General features: G+C 56.1%; 11 protein-coding genes. 4 read left to right on the top strand and 7 right to left on the bottom strand.

Annotated features, from left to right (window positions below):
- Positions 1–6 precede the first annotated feature (6 nt).
- Entirely contained in the window at positions 7–714 is a 708-nt protein-coding gene (gene pyrF, locus JAO32_RS06065; RefSeq protein ID WP_334238521.1) for an orotidine-5'-phosphate decarboxylase, read from the top strand.
- Positions 715–779: 65 nt separating this feature from the next.
- Here pyrF and JAO32_RS06060 read toward each other — a convergent pair whose 3' ends face one another.
- The 5 genes from JAO32_RS06060 to JAO32_RS06040 all read right to left on the bottom strand — a co-directional run bounded on the left by JAO32_RS06060 (position 780) and on the right by JAO32_RS06040 (position 4,658).
- Positions 780–959 carry a hypothetical protein gene (locus JAO32_RS06060; RefSeq protein WP_047487345.1) on the bottom strand — a complete coding sequence of 60 codons (180 nt, stop codon included), beginning with the start codon at positions 957–959 and terminating at the stop codon, positions 780–782.
- A 145-nt stretch (positions 960–1,104) separates the two neighbouring features.
- The gene (locus JAO32_RS06055) at positions 1,105–2,217 is read right to left on the bottom strand and encodes a hypothetical protein (RefSeq protein ID WP_334238517.1); all 1,113 of its coding nucleotides are present in this window, start codon (positions 2,215–2,217) and stop codon (positions 1,105–1,107) included.
- 79 nt (positions 2,218–2,296) lie between these two features.
- Entirely contained in the window at positions 2,297–3,304 is a 1,008-nt protein-coding gene (locus JAO32_RS06050) for a hypothetical protein (protein WP_334238515.1), read from the bottom strand.
- Positions 3,305–3,349: 45 nt separating this feature from the next.
- Positions 3,350–4,189 carry an acetyl-CoA carboxylase carboxyltransferase subunit alpha gene (locus JAO32_RS06045; RefSeq protein WP_334238514.1) on the bottom strand — a complete coding sequence of 280 codons (840 nt, stop codon included), beginning with the start codon at positions 4,187–4,189 and terminating at the stop codon, positions 3,350–3,352.
- Between the two features lie 55 nt (positions 4,190–4,244).
- Positions 4,245–4,658 carry a DoxX family protein gene (locus JAO32_RS06040; RefSeq protein WP_334238512.1) on the bottom strand — a complete coding sequence of 138 codons (414 nt, stop codon included), beginning with the start codon at positions 4,656–4,658 and terminating at the stop codon, positions 4,245–4,247.
- A 119-nt stretch (positions 4,659–4,777) separates the two neighbouring features.
- On the opposite strand from JAO32_RS06040, the gene JAO32_RS06035 reads away from it, so the two are divergent.
- Positions 4,778–5,347 carry a DUF4136 domain-containing protein gene (locus tag JAO32_RS06035; protein ID WP_334238509.1) on the top strand — a complete coding sequence of 190 codons (570 nt, stop codon included), beginning with the start codon at positions 4,778–4,780 and terminating at the stop codon, positions 5,345–5,347.
- A gap of 57 nt (positions 5,348–5,404) precedes the next feature.
- On the opposite strand, the gene dnaE is transcribed toward JAO32_RS06035, so the two are convergent.
- The gene (gene dnaE / locus JAO32_RS06030) at positions 5,405–8,938 is read right to left on the bottom strand and encodes a DNA polymerase III subunit alpha (RefSeq protein WP_334238508.1); all 3,534 of its coding nucleotides are present in this window, start codon (positions 8,936–8,938) and stop codon (positions 5,405–5,407) included.
- A gap of 57 nt (positions 8,939–8,995) precedes the next feature.
- Positions 8,996–10,180, bottom strand: a complete 1,185-nt coding sequence (locus tag JAO32_RS06025; protein ID WP_334238507.1) for a pyridoxal phosphate-dependent aminotransferase — start codon at positions 10,178–10,180, stop codon at positions 8,996–8,998.
- Between JAO32_RS06025 and JAO32_RS06020 the strand changes: the two genes are divergently transcribed.
- Entirely contained in the window at positions 10,179–10,817 is a 639-nt protein-coding gene (locus JAO32_RS06020; RefSeq protein WP_334238506.1) for an HAD family hydrolase, read from the top strand. The two genes, JAO32_RS06025 and JAO32_RS06020, sit on opposite strands and share 2 nt — an antisense overlap.
- A gap of 152 nt (positions 10,818–10,969) precedes the next feature.
- Positions 10,970–16,840: a choice-of-anchor D domain-containing protein gene (locus JAO32_RS06015; protein ID WP_334238504.1), complete on the top strand. Its 5,871-nt coding sequence runs from the start codon at positions 10,970–10,972 to the stop codon at positions 16,838–16,840.
- The last annotated feature ends 4 nt before the right edge of the window (positions 16,841–16,844 follow it).

The raw sequence follows: 16,844 nt of genomic DNA, 5'->3' as shown, positions 1-16,844 counted from the left end.
GGAAACATGAATCCAGCCGATCACCTTATCGTTGCCCTTGACTTCCCGAATCGCGCGCAAGCGCTGGATATGGTGGAGAGGCTTGAGGGCAACATACGCTGGTTCAAAGTGGGACTGGAACTTTATCTGGCCGAAGGCCGTGGCGTCGTGGAAGCCATTCGCGAGCGCGGTTATGACGTGTTTCTCGACCTGAAACTGCACGACATCCCCAATACCGTAGCGAGTGCGGTTCGTACCGCCTCCGCAAGCGGCGCAAGTCTTCTGACGCTGCACGCCGTTGGGGGCCCAGTGATGCTGGCTGCTGCCAAAGAAGCTGCGGATGGCCTGACGCAGAAGCCTCGCCTAATGGCCGTTACCGTGCTGACCAGCATGGATGCAGCACAGCTTCACGCAACCGGCATTGCAACCACACCCGCCGAACAGGTACTCCGACTGGCGGAGATGGCAACAGACGCTGGTATAGACGGCCTTGTCTGCTCGCCTGAAGAGGTTCTCGGCATCCGTTCCAGCCGCGCGAAAGACGCGCTGTTAGTGGTCCCTGGAATCCGCCCCGCGTCCGGCGCAAAGGACGACCAGAATCGCATTGCAACTCCCGCCGATGCGATTCGCCGTGGGGCGAACATGATGGTCGTCGGTCGACCGATTACACGGGCAGCCGATCCGGCAAGTGCTGCCGCAGCAATTCTTTCCGAAATTGCAGCCGCACATGCCTGATTGAAATTCCCGCAAAAAGAGAAAAGCCCGGGATTCCCGGGCTTTCGCATACTTCAAGTCCTGGTTTAGAGGCGCTCGAAGAAATCACACGCAGAGCAGGAGATATACATGCCGCCTGGGGTGCCGCGGTCGCGGTCCTTCACGCGCTTCACGATACGGGTCGGCTTGCCGCACTTCGGGCAGTCCGTGCTCTTGGTGGTGTCCATCGCCTTCTTGCGATCACCGGTCTTGGCAATCTTCGCCATGGGTAGTTCCCTTCGGTTGGCGTCTTCCTTACGCCGAAAAATGTGATTCGCGAGTGGTCCGACTAACAATACATCGGTCTGCGGGCAGCCACGTGGAGATCGCAGGCCCTGTCGCGCAACTTTTTCATTCTATCTCAGCCAAAGGCTACTGCAGATGCGGTGCATCGTTCACGGCAACCTTATCCGCTTTGGGCTGTGTGGGGGTGGGCGCGGTTTGGTCCGCCGGACGATCGGAAGGAAGCCGCAGAGAAGGAGCCTTGGGTTTCGCTTCTGTTTCCGCGGTTCCCGCTTTGGCGTCGCCCAGCGACACTTCATGCGTCAGCGCGGGATCGCGGTATCCCGCAAGTTCATCCTTGTCATGCACTTCAATCGGCTTGCCTAGCGCGGCCAGTTTCATCAACACCACGCGGTCTGCACGGAATCGCACGAAACGGATCGACTGCGGAGTTTTACCGTAGATCCATTCTTCGAAGACTTCGCCGTCACTACTGTCGGCAGCACGCTCACGGAGCTTGGTGTCAGGTTGTCCTAAGGAGGCCAGCACCATCCGGCGATTCATGCCTACCAGGACTTCGTGCTCCAGGATGGCATTTCGGATGGGATCAGGTAGCGTATCCGCATAGGCCTGTTCGGAGCTCTTCAGGCCAAAGTCAAGAAGAGGTTCCAGCAACGCCTTCACCTCAGCCGCAGACACACGCGGAGTGCGGCCTTCAAACAGCAACGTGATGCGCGTACCTGTGGGGCGTTCGCCCATAACGCCGTCACCCGCCAGTGGCATGTCGTTGATGGAAATGTGGCGCAGGAACCGGTGCGGCAGATAGGGACCGCCGTTGATGTCGATATCGATACGGTCTGCGAGGACGTTGATGTCGGTGACCATGATGCGGTCGCCTGCAGCCGCGCTCATGCCGTCTTTGAACATGCGCTTCTTCAGGCTGTCGTTATCAACCGTGAGACGTCCGTTCGCATGCAGAACCAGTCCCGGCGCCCCCAATGGCAAAGAACGATGTGCGAATCCTTGCTCCATCAGCAGCATGCGCACCAGCTCCCGCCTGCCGGCAATGTCCATGGGATCCTGCGTGTATTCCACGCGGGTTGGCTTGAAGTCACGAAGAGGGTCGCCGACTGAAGTGTCTGGACCGACCACGAAGACATCCCGTTGCGGCATTGGCCCTACGGTCTGAGCCTGTTGCGCAAAGAGAACGCAACTGCACGCGGCAGTAATACTGAGCACGATGGCGGCAATTTTGTGACGCATGGGACGGGCACCCCAATGACACGCACTGTAGACCCAACACACGTCATGATGCAAGTCCGGGGGCGCCGGGTGGCTGTCGTTATGCTGGATCGCGAGGTTCGCTATACGGAATCTGCGGGGTTTGCAGTCCGCCAATCTGGATCAACGGAGCGGCCGCCGCCTGGCGCTTCTCTTCCCGCAGATGCTCTGCTGGAGGCGGCACATCCATCGGGTGCCCTGCGCCTTCCAGTGGCTGCCACGTGTAATGCCACGCGTAATCCTTCGTGAGCCGGAAGACACCGACGAGTGCAGCAACGAGAACGAGCACTGTCACAAGGGATGCCTCTGGCCCGAACGGTCCGCCAGTCAACCAGATGGGACCATCCGCGCCACTCTGAATGATTCCAAAGGTGACCGGTGTATATGGAGAGCTGGAACCGAACAGGATCTGCAAGACAAGGGACCAGCCAAGTTGCACGCCCAGGGAAAACCAGAGCGCACGTGTCCGTAGGAAGCCCGTCACGAAAATGGATGCCGCCAACACCATGACGGGCAACGTCCTTCCCTGCGACGCCGTACCGGTGATGGCCAGCATGGTCACAACAAAGATGGTTGCTGCAGAAGCCCAACCGGGGCTGGAGGCCTTCACCAGTAGCTGCAGCGGTAGCCCAGCGAGTATGAGCTGCACGACGAGAGCAAATGCGATCAGAACAAGTACGCTCAGCAACGTCCGCAGAAGAGTGGGCCCATCAAAACCAAATTGCATGGAGAGGTTGCCGGTCAGGAGCGCAGGCAGAACCAGTGCGATGGCAATCCCCCACCCCAGAGCGACACCGCGTCCCAACTCCCCAGCGATTCCTGGGCGGCGTACAAATCCAATGCTGCTGAGTGGTCGCAGCTCCGGCACCCAAACTCGCGCCATGGCATAAAAGCCGCCCATAAGAAGAAGCGCGGCGATCACCTCACGCGCAACGTCTGTCCACATTACTGGCACAAGCCGCGACAGTTCGCCGGCAGAAAGCAGCGAAAGCACGGTCCATGCGGCGGACAAGAGAAATGTCGCCGCTGGACGTGACGGTTTGTGCAGAGAATGTTTTGCAAATGGCATCCGTGTCGCCTTCCCAGAGGGTTCCGGTATTAGACGAAGGCAGCCTCAAGCCGTCGCGTAAAACGCAGCAATATTGCGGAACTTGTTGTAACGCGCCGCAAGGAGTTCATCCACCGACTGAGACTGCAGTTCCGCGTAATTCTTTTCCAGTGCCGCGCGAACCAAGGCTATTGCTTCTTCTGGCTTGTCCTGTGCGCCACCTGCGGGTTCGGCAATCACACCGTCCACGCAGCCCAGACGTGAAACATCAGGAGCGGTATATTTCAGCGCTTCTGCAGCCTGCTGCCGCTTGGTAGCGTCCTTCCACATGATGGAAGCGCAGCCTTCGGGAGAGATCACAGAATAAATCGCGTTTTCCAGCATCAAGACGCGGTCCGCAACAGCCAGTGCAAGTGCTCCACCGGAACCCCCCTCGCCAGTGATAACAGTGATGGTGGGAACGCGCAGCCGTGACATTTCGATAAGGTTGCGGGCAATCGCCTCACCCTGTCCGCGTTCTTCCGCTCCCAAACCGGGGTAGGCACCAGCCAGATCGAGGAAACTGAAAACGGGCTTGTTGAACTTCTCCGCAATTTTCATGGCGCGCAGAGCCTTGCGATAGCCCTCCGGTTCCGGAGAACCGAATCGATACTGCATGCGCTCCTTTACATTGCGTCCCTTGCGGTTGCAGATAACCAGAACTTCATCGCCATTAAAGCGAGCCATACCGGCAAACATCGCTGGATCATCGCCAAAACTGCGGTCGCCGTGGATTTCGCTCTGATCGGTAAAGATCGCGTCTATGAAGTTCATGGGATGGAGGCGCTGCGGGTCCCGTGCTACCTCAGTCTTACGCCACGCCTCCGGCACTGGAGCGGCAACGGGCTTTGCTTCTGTCTCTGCCATCAGGGTTTATATCCAAACGCCCGCGAGGGCTCCTGCCGATTATAACGGCTGCTTCTCACTTGCGGCGCGACAGGAGCCCATCCGCCGAAATACTGTTCACCTCTACCAGCCACAACATGGCAAAGAAGATAAAGCTGTACATCAGTTGTGTACCCGCACCGTTCCAGTTCTGAACGGATGTGGTGCCAAATGTTAGTGCCACCATCATGAACGCACCTGCGGCCAAGGCAAACCGGGTGAACAAGCCCAGGATGATGAGCGCCCCAAGCGTCAACTCGATCCAGGGGATGCAATAGCCAAAGCTCAGAGACAACGCATGTGGCAGTGGGCCCTTGTCCATTCCCTGCGCCATTCCGTTCGCGAAGTTGCCCACTCCGCTGAGAATGCGGAAAAACCCATGTCCGAAGATGTTCATCCCCAGTGCCAGACGCATCAGCGCATAAGCAATTGCCTTGTGGTCACGCAACATTCAGATTCCCTCTCCTCCATGAGACGAAGGCTAGTGTCATTTCAGACGCTCGGTGGCGTGATTTCTTCAACATCCGTAAGGAGATAAGCCGCGTCCTATCCATTATGGAGGTGTTGCCCATGAGCAGCCCCGCACGGATACGTCGTTTCGCACTTTCGCTCGCACTGGCTGGATCATTGAGTTTTGCCGCGGCACAGGACGTCCGCACAGACTATGACCACAACGCGAACTTTCAGCAGTACCACACCTTCTCGGTCTATCGTGTCCACGCGTCTGACAGCATTAAAGAGAATCGTCTGCGGAGTAACATTGCCGCTTCGCTGACAGAACGTGGTTTCCGTGAAGTGCCACAGGGCGGCGACCTTGCCGTGACTGCGATTGGCGACGTCCGCAATCGTCAGGAATACACCACGTTTTACAACGGCTTTGGTCCCGGTTGGGGATATGGAGGTTGGGGCGGTTGGTATGGCTGGGGACGTTGGGGCGGCGGACCGGCCACCACAACGGTCTACAACATTCCGGTAGGAACCCTGGCTATCGACGTGTATGACGCACGGACTCACCAACTCATCTTCCGCGGAACTGCCGTAGATGATCTTTCAAAGAATCCGGACAAGAACGCAAAGAAGGGCGAAAAAGCCGTCGACAAAATTTTCGATAAGATGCCTGACGTGCACAAGGTCCGTTAAACACAAACACAATGGGAGCATGGTTTGGTCCATGCTCCCATTGCGCTTCTTGTTTCGTTAGTTGATGACCTTAACCGCTCCTGCGCCGATCAAATCTTCCACCTGATCAATGAAAAGACGGTCAGCGCATACGCTGAATCCTTGTGGTTCCAGCACAGCACAGAACTCACCCGGCTCTTCCAGATCAAGCAGTAGCTTGCCCGGTCCGGGGCGTTCTTGAAATAGCGTCGCCAGTTTCTCCAGCAGCGCAGCATCCGGATGATGCAGCGGAACCCGAATACGCAGAGCTTCCGGTAGTTTGATCTGCACATCTTCTAAAGCCGTAATAGCTGTTACGGACAACTTCGGCGCAGAGTCTTCTTCACCGCGTAACGAACCACGAACAAGCACCGGGACATCGATCTTCAGTTTCTCCTGAAGCTTCTCGTAGTCCTTTGGAAATGCAATCAGATCGATCTTGCCAACTGTGTCTTCAAGGATGGCGGAAGCATACATCTCTCCGCTGCGCTTGCTCTTAGCCACCTTCAGACCAGAGATCACACCCGCAATCTGGATTTCATTCTGCGGCTCACGTTGGCCACGTTGAAAGACAACAGGTTCCGGCTTCATCTCACATGCCGTTGCCGTATCAAGAACGCCCTTGATGTTACGCAGCTTCTCACGATACTTATCCATCGGATGGCCGCTGACGAAGAAGCCAAGCACTTCCTTCTCGTTCTGAAGCCGCTCATGCTCGTCCCAGTCAGGAACCTTTGGCAGATCGTCTTCCGGTGCAGCCGCCGCATCAGCAAATGGCGATGCATCAAACAAACCAAAGAGACCACTCTGTCCGCTGGCTGCATCACGCTGCGACTTCTGCGCGCGCTCCATCGCCTTGTCGACTGCAGCAAATACTCGAGCACGCGGACCAAAAGTATCCATCGCGCCGGCCTTAATCAACGACTCCAACACACGCTTATTCAGCAGACGGAGTTCAACCTGTTCGCAGAAATCCCATAGCGAACTGAAGCCGGGCTTTCCTTCTGCTTTCAGTTTGTTTCGCGATTGCACGATGGTCTCAATTGCATTGCCGCCAACGTTCTTAATCGCGGCCAGTCCGAAACGAATCGCATCGCCACTGGGTGTAAAGTTCGCGTCGGAAATCTGTACATCCGGCGGCAGCACGGTGATGCCCATCTCGCGGCATTCCTGGATGTACTTCACCACGTTTTCCGGCTTTGAAGTTTCGCTGGTCAGCAGTGCCGCCATGAACTCCACCGGATAATGCGTCTTCAGATATGCCGTGTGATACGCCAGCAATGCATACGCCGAAGAGTGCGACTTATTGAAGCCGTAGCCTGCAAATTGCAGGATCAAGTCAAACAGTGCGCCAGCCTTTTCCTTAGGATGCTTACGTTCTGCAGCACCCTTCATGAAAATATCTTTCTGCTCCGCCATGGCCGCGGGATCTTTCTTACCCATCGCTCGACGCAACAGATCAGCGCCGCCCAGCGAGTAGCCAGCGATGACCGAGGAGATCTGCATCACCTGCTCCTGGTAGACGATGACGCCCAGAGTCTCCTTCAGCAACGGCTCCAGGCCATCCAGCAGATACTCCACCGGACGGCGTCCCCATTTGCGTTCGATGAAGTCATCGATCATGCCGCCCTGAATTGGACCAGGGCGATACAACGCGTTGAGAGCGGTCAGGTCTTCTACAGTTGTCGGTTTGTAGCGGCGCAGAACGTCACGCATACCGCCCGATTCAAACTGGAACACGCCGCTGGTCAGCGCTTTATGGAAGACCTTTTCGTACGTCTCCGCATCATCCAGCGGGATCTTCGCCATTTCGACCGTGTCGCCACGATTGCTCTTGATGAGCTTCAAGCAGTCGTCAATCACAGTAAGAGTGGTGAGCCCAAGAAAGTCCATCTTGAGCAAGCCCATCTTTTCGACGGCCTTCATGTCATACGCCGTAACCAGATCGTCGGTCTTGGTCAATGTGACCGGAACAAGTTCCGTCAGAGGTTGCGGTGCAATCACAACACCAGCTGCGTGAACACCAGCGCCGCGCACCAGCCCCTCAAGGCGCATCGCATTGTCGATGATTTCTCGAACCTGCGGATTGCCCTCATAAGCCTGCGCCAGCGGTGGCGAATCCTTCAGCGCTTGATCAATCGTGATGCCGATGGTTGCGGGGATCATCTTTGCGATGCGATCCACCTCGCCGTATGGCATCTCCAGTGCGCGACCAACGTCCTTGATGGCAGCCTTCGCGGCCATCGTGTTGAACGTGATGATCTGCGCTACCTGGTCTTCACCGTACTTGCGCTTTACGTACTCGATGACTTCGCCACGACGATTCATGCAGAAGTCGATATCGATATCCGGCATGCTGATACGTTCCGGATTCAGGAAGCGCTCAAACAGCAGTTCATTCTGCAGCGGATCAACGTCCGTGATCTCCATCACGTATGCAACGAGTGATCCAGCAGCCGAACCACGTCCCGGACCTACAGGGATATCCTGCTCTTTCGCATAGCGAATGAAGTCCCACACAATCATGAAGTAGCCGGGGAACTTCATGCTCTTAATACAATCAATCTCTCGCTGCAGACGCGCTTCGTAGTCGGCAATTTCGTATCGCAGCAGACCACGCGAACGCAGATGTGCAACGGCGGTATCGAGACGCTTCTTCAGGCCTTCGCGGCATACGCTTTCAAAGTAGTCATCCAGTGACATGCCTTCCGGCACAGGAAAGCGCGGGAAGGGATTCTTTACCTTCGACAGCTTTACATTGCAGCGTTCAACAAACTGATTCGTGCGCTCGCAGACCTCCTCGTGACCTTTGAACGTGCGATACATCTCGTCCGCAGACTTGATGTAGAACTCCTGCGTATCGAATTTGAAGCGATTCGGATCATTCATCGAACCAGCCGTTTGTACGCAGAGCAGAATCTCATGGGCGCGGCTGTCGTCACTCGCGACGTAGTGCGCGTCGTTCGTTGCGATGAGAGGAATGTTCAGATCCTTCTCCATCTTGAACAGCGCGTCACAAACACCCTTGTCTGGCTCCAGTCCGTGATCCTGAATCTCAAGAAAAAACTTATCCTTGCCGAACATGTCCTGAAACACGCCTGCGGTTTTCTTGGCCTCGTCGTACTTCCCTGCCATCAGGTGTTGATTTAACTCACCGGCAAGGCAGCCGCTGAAAGCGATGAGACCTTCGGTGTGTTTCGACAGGAACTCTTTTGAGACGCGCGGCTTGCGGTAGAAACCATGTACCGCTGCTTCACTCGTCAGACGGACAAGGTTGCGATAGCCCTCGTCATTTTCTGCGATCAACAGGAAATGGTTATAGCCTCCGCTCATTTCGCGGTGATCTGCTGTCTGGGAGAGGTACAACTCACATCCGATGATGGGCTTAATGCCCTTCTTCTCCATGGCTGCAGCAAAGTGCACGGCACCATAGATGTTGCCGTGATCCGTCATTGCGGCGGCCTTCTGGCCCAGTTTGCTCAGGTGCGCTGCGAGCTTATCAACGTCGCATGCGCCGTCCAGCAGACTGTAATCGGTGTGAAGGTGGAGATGGGTAAATTCGCGATCCGCCATAGTTCGATTCTAGGACTCGAGCCATGTGGTAGGAGGCTGCGGAAAACGCGGTACGAATTACAGCAACGGCAACATCCGTTGTAGCCCTGCAACAAATTGCTCTGGATTTCCAAGAAGACTGACGACCAGCCAGCCTTTTTCTGGAAAGCCATAGAATGAACCCGGATGCACGGCCACGCTCGCCTCTTCTAACAATCGAACTGCCAAGGCCACGTCGTCGGTAACGGCCGGAACGCGCAAGACAGCACACCATCCGCCTTCTACCTTGAGTCTGCTGACCACAGCGCCTTGGATGGCGCCATCCAACGTGGCTAGATTCGTTCTTACGCGTTGCAATATCTGCTGCTGAACCTGCTGGCGCGCGGATAACCACGTGGGGAGTGCCATCTGCACAGGCGTCGCTACAGAAAGGAAGGTGTCTGCAATGACTTCCAGCCGCTGCAGTGCTTTGCTCGTGTCTCCTTCAGGGCCGCAGACAATGGTCCATGCCAACTTCATCTGCGGCAGCGCAATCAGCTTGCTCAATCCGCCCATGACAAATGTCGTTACAGGCGCATCCGGGATCGCGAAGCTGCGCTCCATATTTTCGATGCCGTAGTCCAGAAAAACTTCGTCAACAATCAGCGGCAGATCATGCCGCCGCGCAACGTCATACAGCACTGCACGATCTGTTTCGCTGCAGTAGTGGCCTGTTGGATTGTTTGGATGGATCGCGATGATTCCCCGTGTGCGAGTTGTTACTGCAGCTCCCAACGATGTGGGGTCAATCTGCCAGCCATCGTGATAGACCAACGGATACTTGATCAGGTCCACATCATGCAGACGCGCTAACAAGTCAAACAACGGGTAGCTTGGCGATGGCACAAGTACGGAATCCCCTGGCTCACAGAGGAGCTTGAAAAGATAGCCGTACGCCTCGCTGGTACTTGCAGTGAGAAGAATCTGCTCTGCAGATATACCGCTGTATAGACCAGCAACTGCATCACGCGCAGACTGCATGCCGAACGAATTTGCATCGTAATGAAGCGATGCTTCGGTGGCCAGTGCGTTTAGCGGGATAGCCGAATAATCGAAGCCGCATCGAGTCGGGTTCGACACGGTTAAGTCAATGAATGCTGGATCCTGCTTTGCATGCTGTAACGCGTCTCCGAAGGGTGACGACTCATGACCGAAATCTGTCCTTGCAGCAAAGTGCATGGTACTCATGCTATCGAAAGAACTCGCAGCTACAATCAACCGCATGTCCCAGATTCATGCCGTCCTCTTCGACTTTGGTAAAGTTTTAAGCCTCGCTCCTGATCCGCGCGTCTGGGAGCAGATACGCACTATCTCGCAACTGTCCGAAGAGGAGCTTCAGAACGGCTACTGGAAATACCGGGATGACTATGACGCAGGCGTCCTTACGGGGGATGCGTACTGGCGCCTGATCGCAGGCGCATCCATCTCCGACGATGTTCTGTGTGACCTAAAGGCGGCGGATGTTGCACTTTGGACGCAGATGAATCAGCCCATGCTGCAATGGGTGGCTGCCCTGCACCAGCATGGCTTCCGTACAGGCATCCTCTCCAATATGCCGGATGCCATGGCAGAGGGCATCCTCACGCAGTTTGACTGGATTGCGAACTTCCATCACACAGTATGGTCCTACGCGTTGAAGCTGCGGAAGCCACAGCTGGAGATTTACGCCGCAGCTGCGGATGGCCTGAAGACGGCCCCGCAGAACATCCTCTTTATAGATGACAAGCCAGAAAACACTCAGGCTTCGGAAGCATTTGGGATGCACGCCATCATCTATGACAACCACGATGACTTCATTAAAGAGATGCATTCCCGGGGTTTCGGGTATCTTCTCGAGCCGGAAACCATCGTTCCTGTCTAGCGTCGCACAACTAGAAATACATTGCTGTCCCGTATTGGGACGATTACGCCCACAAAGGTGTACCCGTAGCAGAACAGGACACCCACCGCCCCCTTGTCCGTGGGTAAATAATCTCAGCCGCCGTTCTAGTGTGGCCGGGAATCCGCCTGCGCATGCGATTGAAATTTAGACTCTTTGCCACTCTTATAGCGTGTCTTGCAACCGCAGGTTTGGCCTGCGCACAACAGGTATCGCTGCTAGGGCTGCGATCACTGAACCACGCAGGAGCGTTCCGCTCACTGAAGCAGGATGCAGCGGGCGACCTTTATACGCTGTTTGACGCGCACGATGGCGTTCGCATTCTCAAACTGAGCGCTGATGGTTCTCAAGTGCTGACACAGACCCAGATCGGCCAGGCTGGTGACACAGGCATTGCGCTGGCGCTGGACACCAACGGCAATGTTTATGTAGCCGGCACTTCGACTTCCACGGGAAGCGTCACCGGTACAAGCGGCACAGCATTTCCTAATCGCGCAGACGGCACAACCAATTCATTCGTTGCTCGCTTCTCGTCTGACCTGACGCTGCAATGGTTAAGCTTCGCTGGCAGTGGGAAAACTGCGGTTACGGCAATCGACGCAACTACTTCTACGGTCTACGTCACCGGGGGGATTTACGCAGCCACACTGCCAGTAACCTCTGGCGGTATCCAGCAGGTGCCCGCGGTGAATAGCAGCGGCAACGGTTTTGTTGAGGCGTTCAATGCGGCGAACGGGACACTGCAATACGCGACGTATCTGACAGGAGCCAACGGCGACACGCAACCCGCAGCCATCGTTGCAGACAGCACTGGCGCTGCCTATATCGCAGGCACCACAACCGCGACTGGCTATCCCACAACGTCGGCGCTCAGTCCTGTCATGCGCTATGCGGCGAGTTATCCCGTATCTGGGTTCGTGACAAAACTCACTGCTGCCGGCGATGGCTTTCTGTTCTCAACCTTCATTCCTGGCAGCGGATTGACCTCAGCCGCATTGGACTCTAACGGCAGCGGTTCACTGTTGCTTTCGGGCAATATCGCGGCTGGTCTGTTTCCTCTCACCATTGCGCAACAACCGATTGCCAATGCTCTCAGTTATCAAAGCGCAGTGCGTCTATCGCTGGATGGTTCGCAGGTCATTTCCTCCACACTGCTGGCGCCTTCATCGCTTGTCTCGCTCTCTTCCATCACACCCGGAAAGAATGGGCAGGCATGGGTGTTTGCGTCTTCTATTCCTACTCCTCTGCTTCCGATACAACCGCTTGAAAACCTGGGAGACGCTGCCGCATTCCGCGTGGGATCTGACGGGAAAGTGGATCGTATTACCCGTATCGGCGGAATCCCTGTAAACAATAGCGGCTACGCCAGTCTTCCTGTCACGGAAGGCGGAATTCTGCTGCAGAGTACCGGCAACGTCGCGCTTGCCGCGTCCGTTGCTCCCACGCTGAGTTCCGAACTACTGTCGACGGAACATTACGATCTCCCACTGGTACAGGCACCGAACAGCGCTTTTCTTTCTACGGTACGGGATGCACTTCCATTGGCCACTTGTAGTGGTAGCGCATGCAGTGGGTCTGCCGCGCTGCTCGCGCAGCTTGTGCCCGATGCTACTGCGCCGCAACTGGCATTGAGCATTGATGATCATCCCAACCTGATTCTCCGCAACCTGGGGCCTGTGGATGCAACAGGCTTACAGATCAATGCGACGAATTACACCGTAACGAATGGGTGCGGCAGCACGTTGGCAGCAGGGGCCGAATGCAGCATTGCGCTCGCTGGAACAGCGGCAGGGTCCATCACAATACAGGCAACAAATGCACCAGCATTCACAACTGCTCTGCCCTCCACGTCGCGCATTGCAAATGCGATCGTTCTCACACCGCATGCGTTGGATTTCGGCATCATCACCTCCGCCAGTACAGCCAATACGCGTACGCTCACGATTCGTAATTTGAGCGACACAACACAAACCTTCTCCTCTGCCCGCATTAACGCCGGTTCTACAAGCTACTCCGTCGCGCAATCGACAAGCACATGCAACACCACCACGGACGGCTTACAGAAGACACTTGCGCCCAATAGCTCCTGCACGATCACGCTTGCGTTGATGCCTTCCGCACTTAGTGGGAACGATAGTGCAATTTCGGCAACCTGGCAGGTCGGCAACTACGACATTTCAATCACGGGCTACGCGCAGGCTGCTGCAACCTCGCTGTCCGCCGCGACAATCGATTTCGGTCGCCAGTATGTAAATGGCATACGTACGCCGCGTTATCTCTACGTGAGCAATGCCAGCGACACCGCGCAGGCGCACGCAGCTGTAGCGTCCACAAATGCTAACTTCACGGTGACCGATGAATGTTCTGCAACTCTGCAACCGCGCTCCATCTGCCGCATTGCCATCCGCTATCTCTCGGTCACTGCCCCCAGCAGCGATGCCCTCTCTCTCATGGTGGATGACACAGTGGTCACCGTGCTGGGAGAAACATTGCCCCAGCCCTCCATTACGGGCTCGTCAACAAATCCGAACCTGACCGTTTCCGCCACATCACTGACATTCAGCGATCCCGTCACTGTCACAACAGCGTCAACTGCGGTCCAGAGCATAACCATCGGAAATATTGGTACAGCGGCGTTTGCGTTGCAGACTGCCATCACCGGTGACTTCACACAGACCACCGATTGCCCTGCGCTGCTCGCAGGCGGTGCTTCGTGCAGAGTGAACGTCACGTTCACTCCGTCCGCTGCGGGATTACGCCAGGGATTGCTCGCGATCACCGCAGGATCAGTAAGTCCTGCTTATGTTTCGCTTAGCGGCACCGGCACTGCCATCCTTCCGCAGAACAATGGCCTGATCTATGGCGATGTACCTCTGAATACGCCGTCCGTGCAATGGTTGAAGGTGCAACAGGGACTCGTATCGGCAACGGCATCGTCCAGTGATGCCGCCTACAGAGTCATTCTTGTTGAAGATATTGGCTATGGTCATGGCCAGCCCACTGCCAGCAGCTTTTCATCGACCGCAACAGGTTCGTGCCTGAACTGCTGGCTCGGCATTCAGTTTCAACCCGCAACGAAAGGGACAGACATTGCCACGGTCTCATTGAGTTCCTCAAGCGCGGGCAAGCCTGCGTCAGTCATCGTGAGTGGGAACGGCGTACCGCTGACAGGACTAATCCTCACGCCTCTAACGGAAGACTTCGGTCCGGTTGCAGTGCATACCACCAGCGCCGCTACAGTGTTTCTGCTGACCAACGGGACCTCCTCTGTCGTCACGACCTCTGGTGCAACAACGACCGGCGATTTCAATGTCAGTTCGGAAGCTACAGGCGGTGAGTCCTGCATTGCTGCCGCAGTACAGCCAGGAGCAAGCTGTTTTATCCCAATGCGCTTCGCTCCCACGGCGACCGGCACACGCAACGGTCAGCTCGTCGTGCAGACTTCCGCTGGCAACGCGACTGCAACGCTCACAGGAATCGGCTCTGAGGATCCGGGAATCAGTTTTGCTCCCGGCGAACTTCGCTTTGACAATGTGCCAGGAATTGCCGCAACACAACAGACCATTACGCTGACGAACACAAGCGCTGTCTCTCAGAGCATTGGCACACCTACAAGTAGCGATTCTCATTTCACAATCAGCGGAAATTGTTCGACTCTTACGGCAGGTGCATCCTGCACGCTTACGGTGACTTATCAGCCAACGGCCGCATTGAGTAGCGGCGTTCTTACTATTCCTGTCACCACATCGCCAGCGGGAGCACCGTCCACTGCGACTTACGCCATTGCTCTCACCGGTCAGTACACTTCAGAATCCTCAGGCATTCAGATCATTCCGGGTGAACACACCACTGTTAATTTCGGCTCGGCTGCAACAGACAGTATTGCTGTGAGTCGCGTATTGCACCTGAATAATCTCAGCGGCAAAGCGTTGACGCTCAGCGTTACAGCACCTCGCAACTTCTCTGTTGCTTCCAGTACCTGTAATGTCCTTGCAGGAGGTGGAAGCTGCGATCTGACAGTACAATTTGTCCCACAAATCAGTGGCGACATCACTGGCACTGTCTTCCTGTCTGGAACGCCTACGGATGGCTCAGCAACGCAAAACGGACTGGGATACCTGGAGGGCTACGGCGAGGGATCTGGAAGCCTCAGCATCACCGGCAACATCTCCCCGTTGGGGGTGCTGCAGTTTGGTCAGGTCACCTCGGGACAAACGGCATCGCAAACGCTTACGGTAACGAATCCCGCAACGGCAGCGGCTGGTACCAACATCACGGTCCGTCGTATCCGGTCGGAATCGCCCTTTCTCACCACGACCGATTGCGGACAGCCGCTGGCTCCGGGACAAAGCTGCTCGATCACCGTGACGTATGCACCTGTCTATCAGGTGACCGGCAGCACTGCTCTGCTGACTGGACGCAGCGATAGCTCCAGCATCACCATCGAAAGCGATGCGAGCAACGCCCCGCAATTCATCGCATTGAGTGGCCAGGCGGCTCCAATCACGTCATCCGCTGCAAGCAGCGGTGGCGTCTTGCAGACCTATTCACTTAGCCAGAGTTCACTCACCTTCTCCAATACAGCGGTCGGTGGCAACTCGCCTGCGCAGCTAATTGAACTTGCCAATACGGGCACAACAACTGTTCATGTCCAGAAGCTCATCGCCTCTACGGGCTTCGTCGCTTCGGGTAACTGCGCAACGCTTTCCGTGGGAAGCACCTGCAGTATTGCCGTGAACTACCAACCGCAATCAACTGGCACGGCAGCAGGCACGCTGGAGATTCAAAGTGACGCAGTTGCGTCGCTGGAATTCGTAACTCTGGTAGGCACAGGCAGCGCAGCTTCTGTTTCTCTTGCGCCGCAATCCATCGACTTCGGCCGCATACTGGTGGGCGCCAGCAGTTCGCAATTCGCAACACTCACGAATACGGGCGCAGTCTCTATCACGATGAATCGTGTCGCCGTTACAGGTACAAACTTCTCGCTGGCAACATCGTCTTCTTCATCGACTCCTTGCCCTGCTGCTGGAGGCACATTGGCCGCAGGCGCGTCTTGCACCATCGCCGTAGTATTTACGCCTTCTTCTACAGCCACACTCCGCGGTACGCTCTCTGTCTCAACTTCGGCAACATCATTGCCATTACTGGTTGCATTGTCCGGTGTTGGCACACAACCACTGCTTACCGTAGCGCCTACATCGCTTGTATTCGGCAATGTTCCTCTCGGCTCCAGCAAGACGCTATTATTCACGCTGCGCAATGTTGGAGCGGACCCCGTGGATGGTCTCGGATTCACCGCCAGCAGCGACTTCAGCGTGACCAGCACCTGCGGGATTCCAACGCTGAATGCTGCATCGTCCTGCTCCGTGAGTGTTACCTTCACGCCATCTTTTACAGGTGATACGAGCGGTACACTTACGATTCGAAGCACTGACCCGACGTCGCCGTTGATCGTGCCTTTGACTGCGAGTGGTGTCGCGGGGGGCGGACTTCTATTGACGGTGAACGGTGGTTCCAGCGCCTCGACAACGGTACAGCAAGGCATTGCGGCAACTTATTCACTGAGCGTTACGGCAACGAATGGTTTCGCGGGCACTGTAGCGCTCACCTGTACACCGGATGCCACGGTCGCCTACGCTACATGTTCACTGTTGCCTTCGACAGTGACATTGAACAGTGGATCGCAATCCTCCACTGCCACCGTCACAACTGTGACGGGTGTTAACACCGCGAAGCTGAATCCCCTATTTCATGACACAACCATGCTGGCTTGCTTCCTGCCTGCAGGGGCCATGCTCCTTTGGCTGCGTCGTCGCAGGCTTCAGGGCACTCTGCTGTTGTGTCTGCTGTCTTTTTCTCTGATCGGTTGCGGCAGCGGTGGTTACCCACGTTTCCGCTATGTGGGGCCAGGCACATACACATTTCACGTCACTGCCAGCGCTACCAACGGCACCACAACTTCGCAATCGGTCAAGCTCACGCTCGTCGTGACGCCTTTAACCTGAAGCA

This window comes from Terriglobus sp. ADX1 (assembly GCF_036877645.1).
Taxonomy (GTDB): domain Bacteria; phylum Acidobacteriota; class Terriglobia; order Terriglobales; family Acidobacteriaceae; genus Terriglobus.
The sequence above is the reverse complement of the archived record's forward strand: the minus strand, read 5'-3'. Positions and strand labels throughout refer to the sequence as shown.

What these genes read in the sequence shown, in the direction of transcription:
- pyrF (WP_334238521.1), top strand. Translation starts at nt 7, where the DNA reads ATGAATCCAGCCGATCACCTTATCGTTGCCCTTGACTTCCCGAATCGC.
- JAO32_RS06060 (WP_047487345.1), bottom strand. Translation starts at nt 959, where the DNA reads ATGGCGAAGATTGCCAAGACCGGTGATCGCAAGAAGGCGATGGACACC.
- JAO32_RS06055 (WP_334238517.1), bottom strand. Translation starts at nt 2,217, where the DNA reads ATGCGTCACAAAATTGCCGCCATCGTGCTCAGTATTACTGCCGCGTGC.
- JAO32_RS06050 (WP_334238515.1), bottom strand. Translation starts at nt 3,304, where the DNA reads ATGCCATTTGCAAAACATTCTCTGCACAAACCGTCACGTCCAGCGGCG.
- JAO32_RS06045 (WP_334238514.1), bottom strand. Translation starts at nt 4,189, where the DNA reads ATGGCAGAGACAGAAGCAAAGCCCGTTGCCGCTCCAGTGCCGGAGGCG.
- JAO32_RS06040 (WP_334238512.1), bottom strand. Translation starts at nt 4,658, where the DNA reads ATGTTGCGTGACCACAAGGCAATTGCTTATGCGCTGATGCGTCTGGCA.
- JAO32_RS06035 (WP_334238509.1), top strand. Translation starts at nt 4,778, where the DNA reads ATGAGCAGCCCCGCACGGATACGTCGTTTCGCACTTTCGCTCGCACTG.
- dnaE (WP_334238508.1), bottom strand. Translation starts at nt 8,938, where the DNA reads ATGGCGGATCGCGAATTTACCCATCTCCACCTTCACACCGATTACAGT.
- JAO32_RS06020 (WP_334238506.1), top strand. Translation starts at nt 10,179, where the DNA reads ATGTCCCAGATTCATGCCGTCCTCTTCGACTTTGGTAAAGTTTTAAGC.
- JAO32_RS06025 (WP_334238507.1), bottom strand. Translation starts at nt 10,180, where the DNA reads ATGCGGTTGATTGTAGCTGCGAGTTCTTTCGATAGCATGAGTACCATG.
- JAO32_RS06015 (WP_334238504.1), top strand. Translation starts at nt 10,970, where the DNA reads ATGCGATTGAAATTTAGACTCTTTGCCACTCTTATAGCGTGTCTTGCA.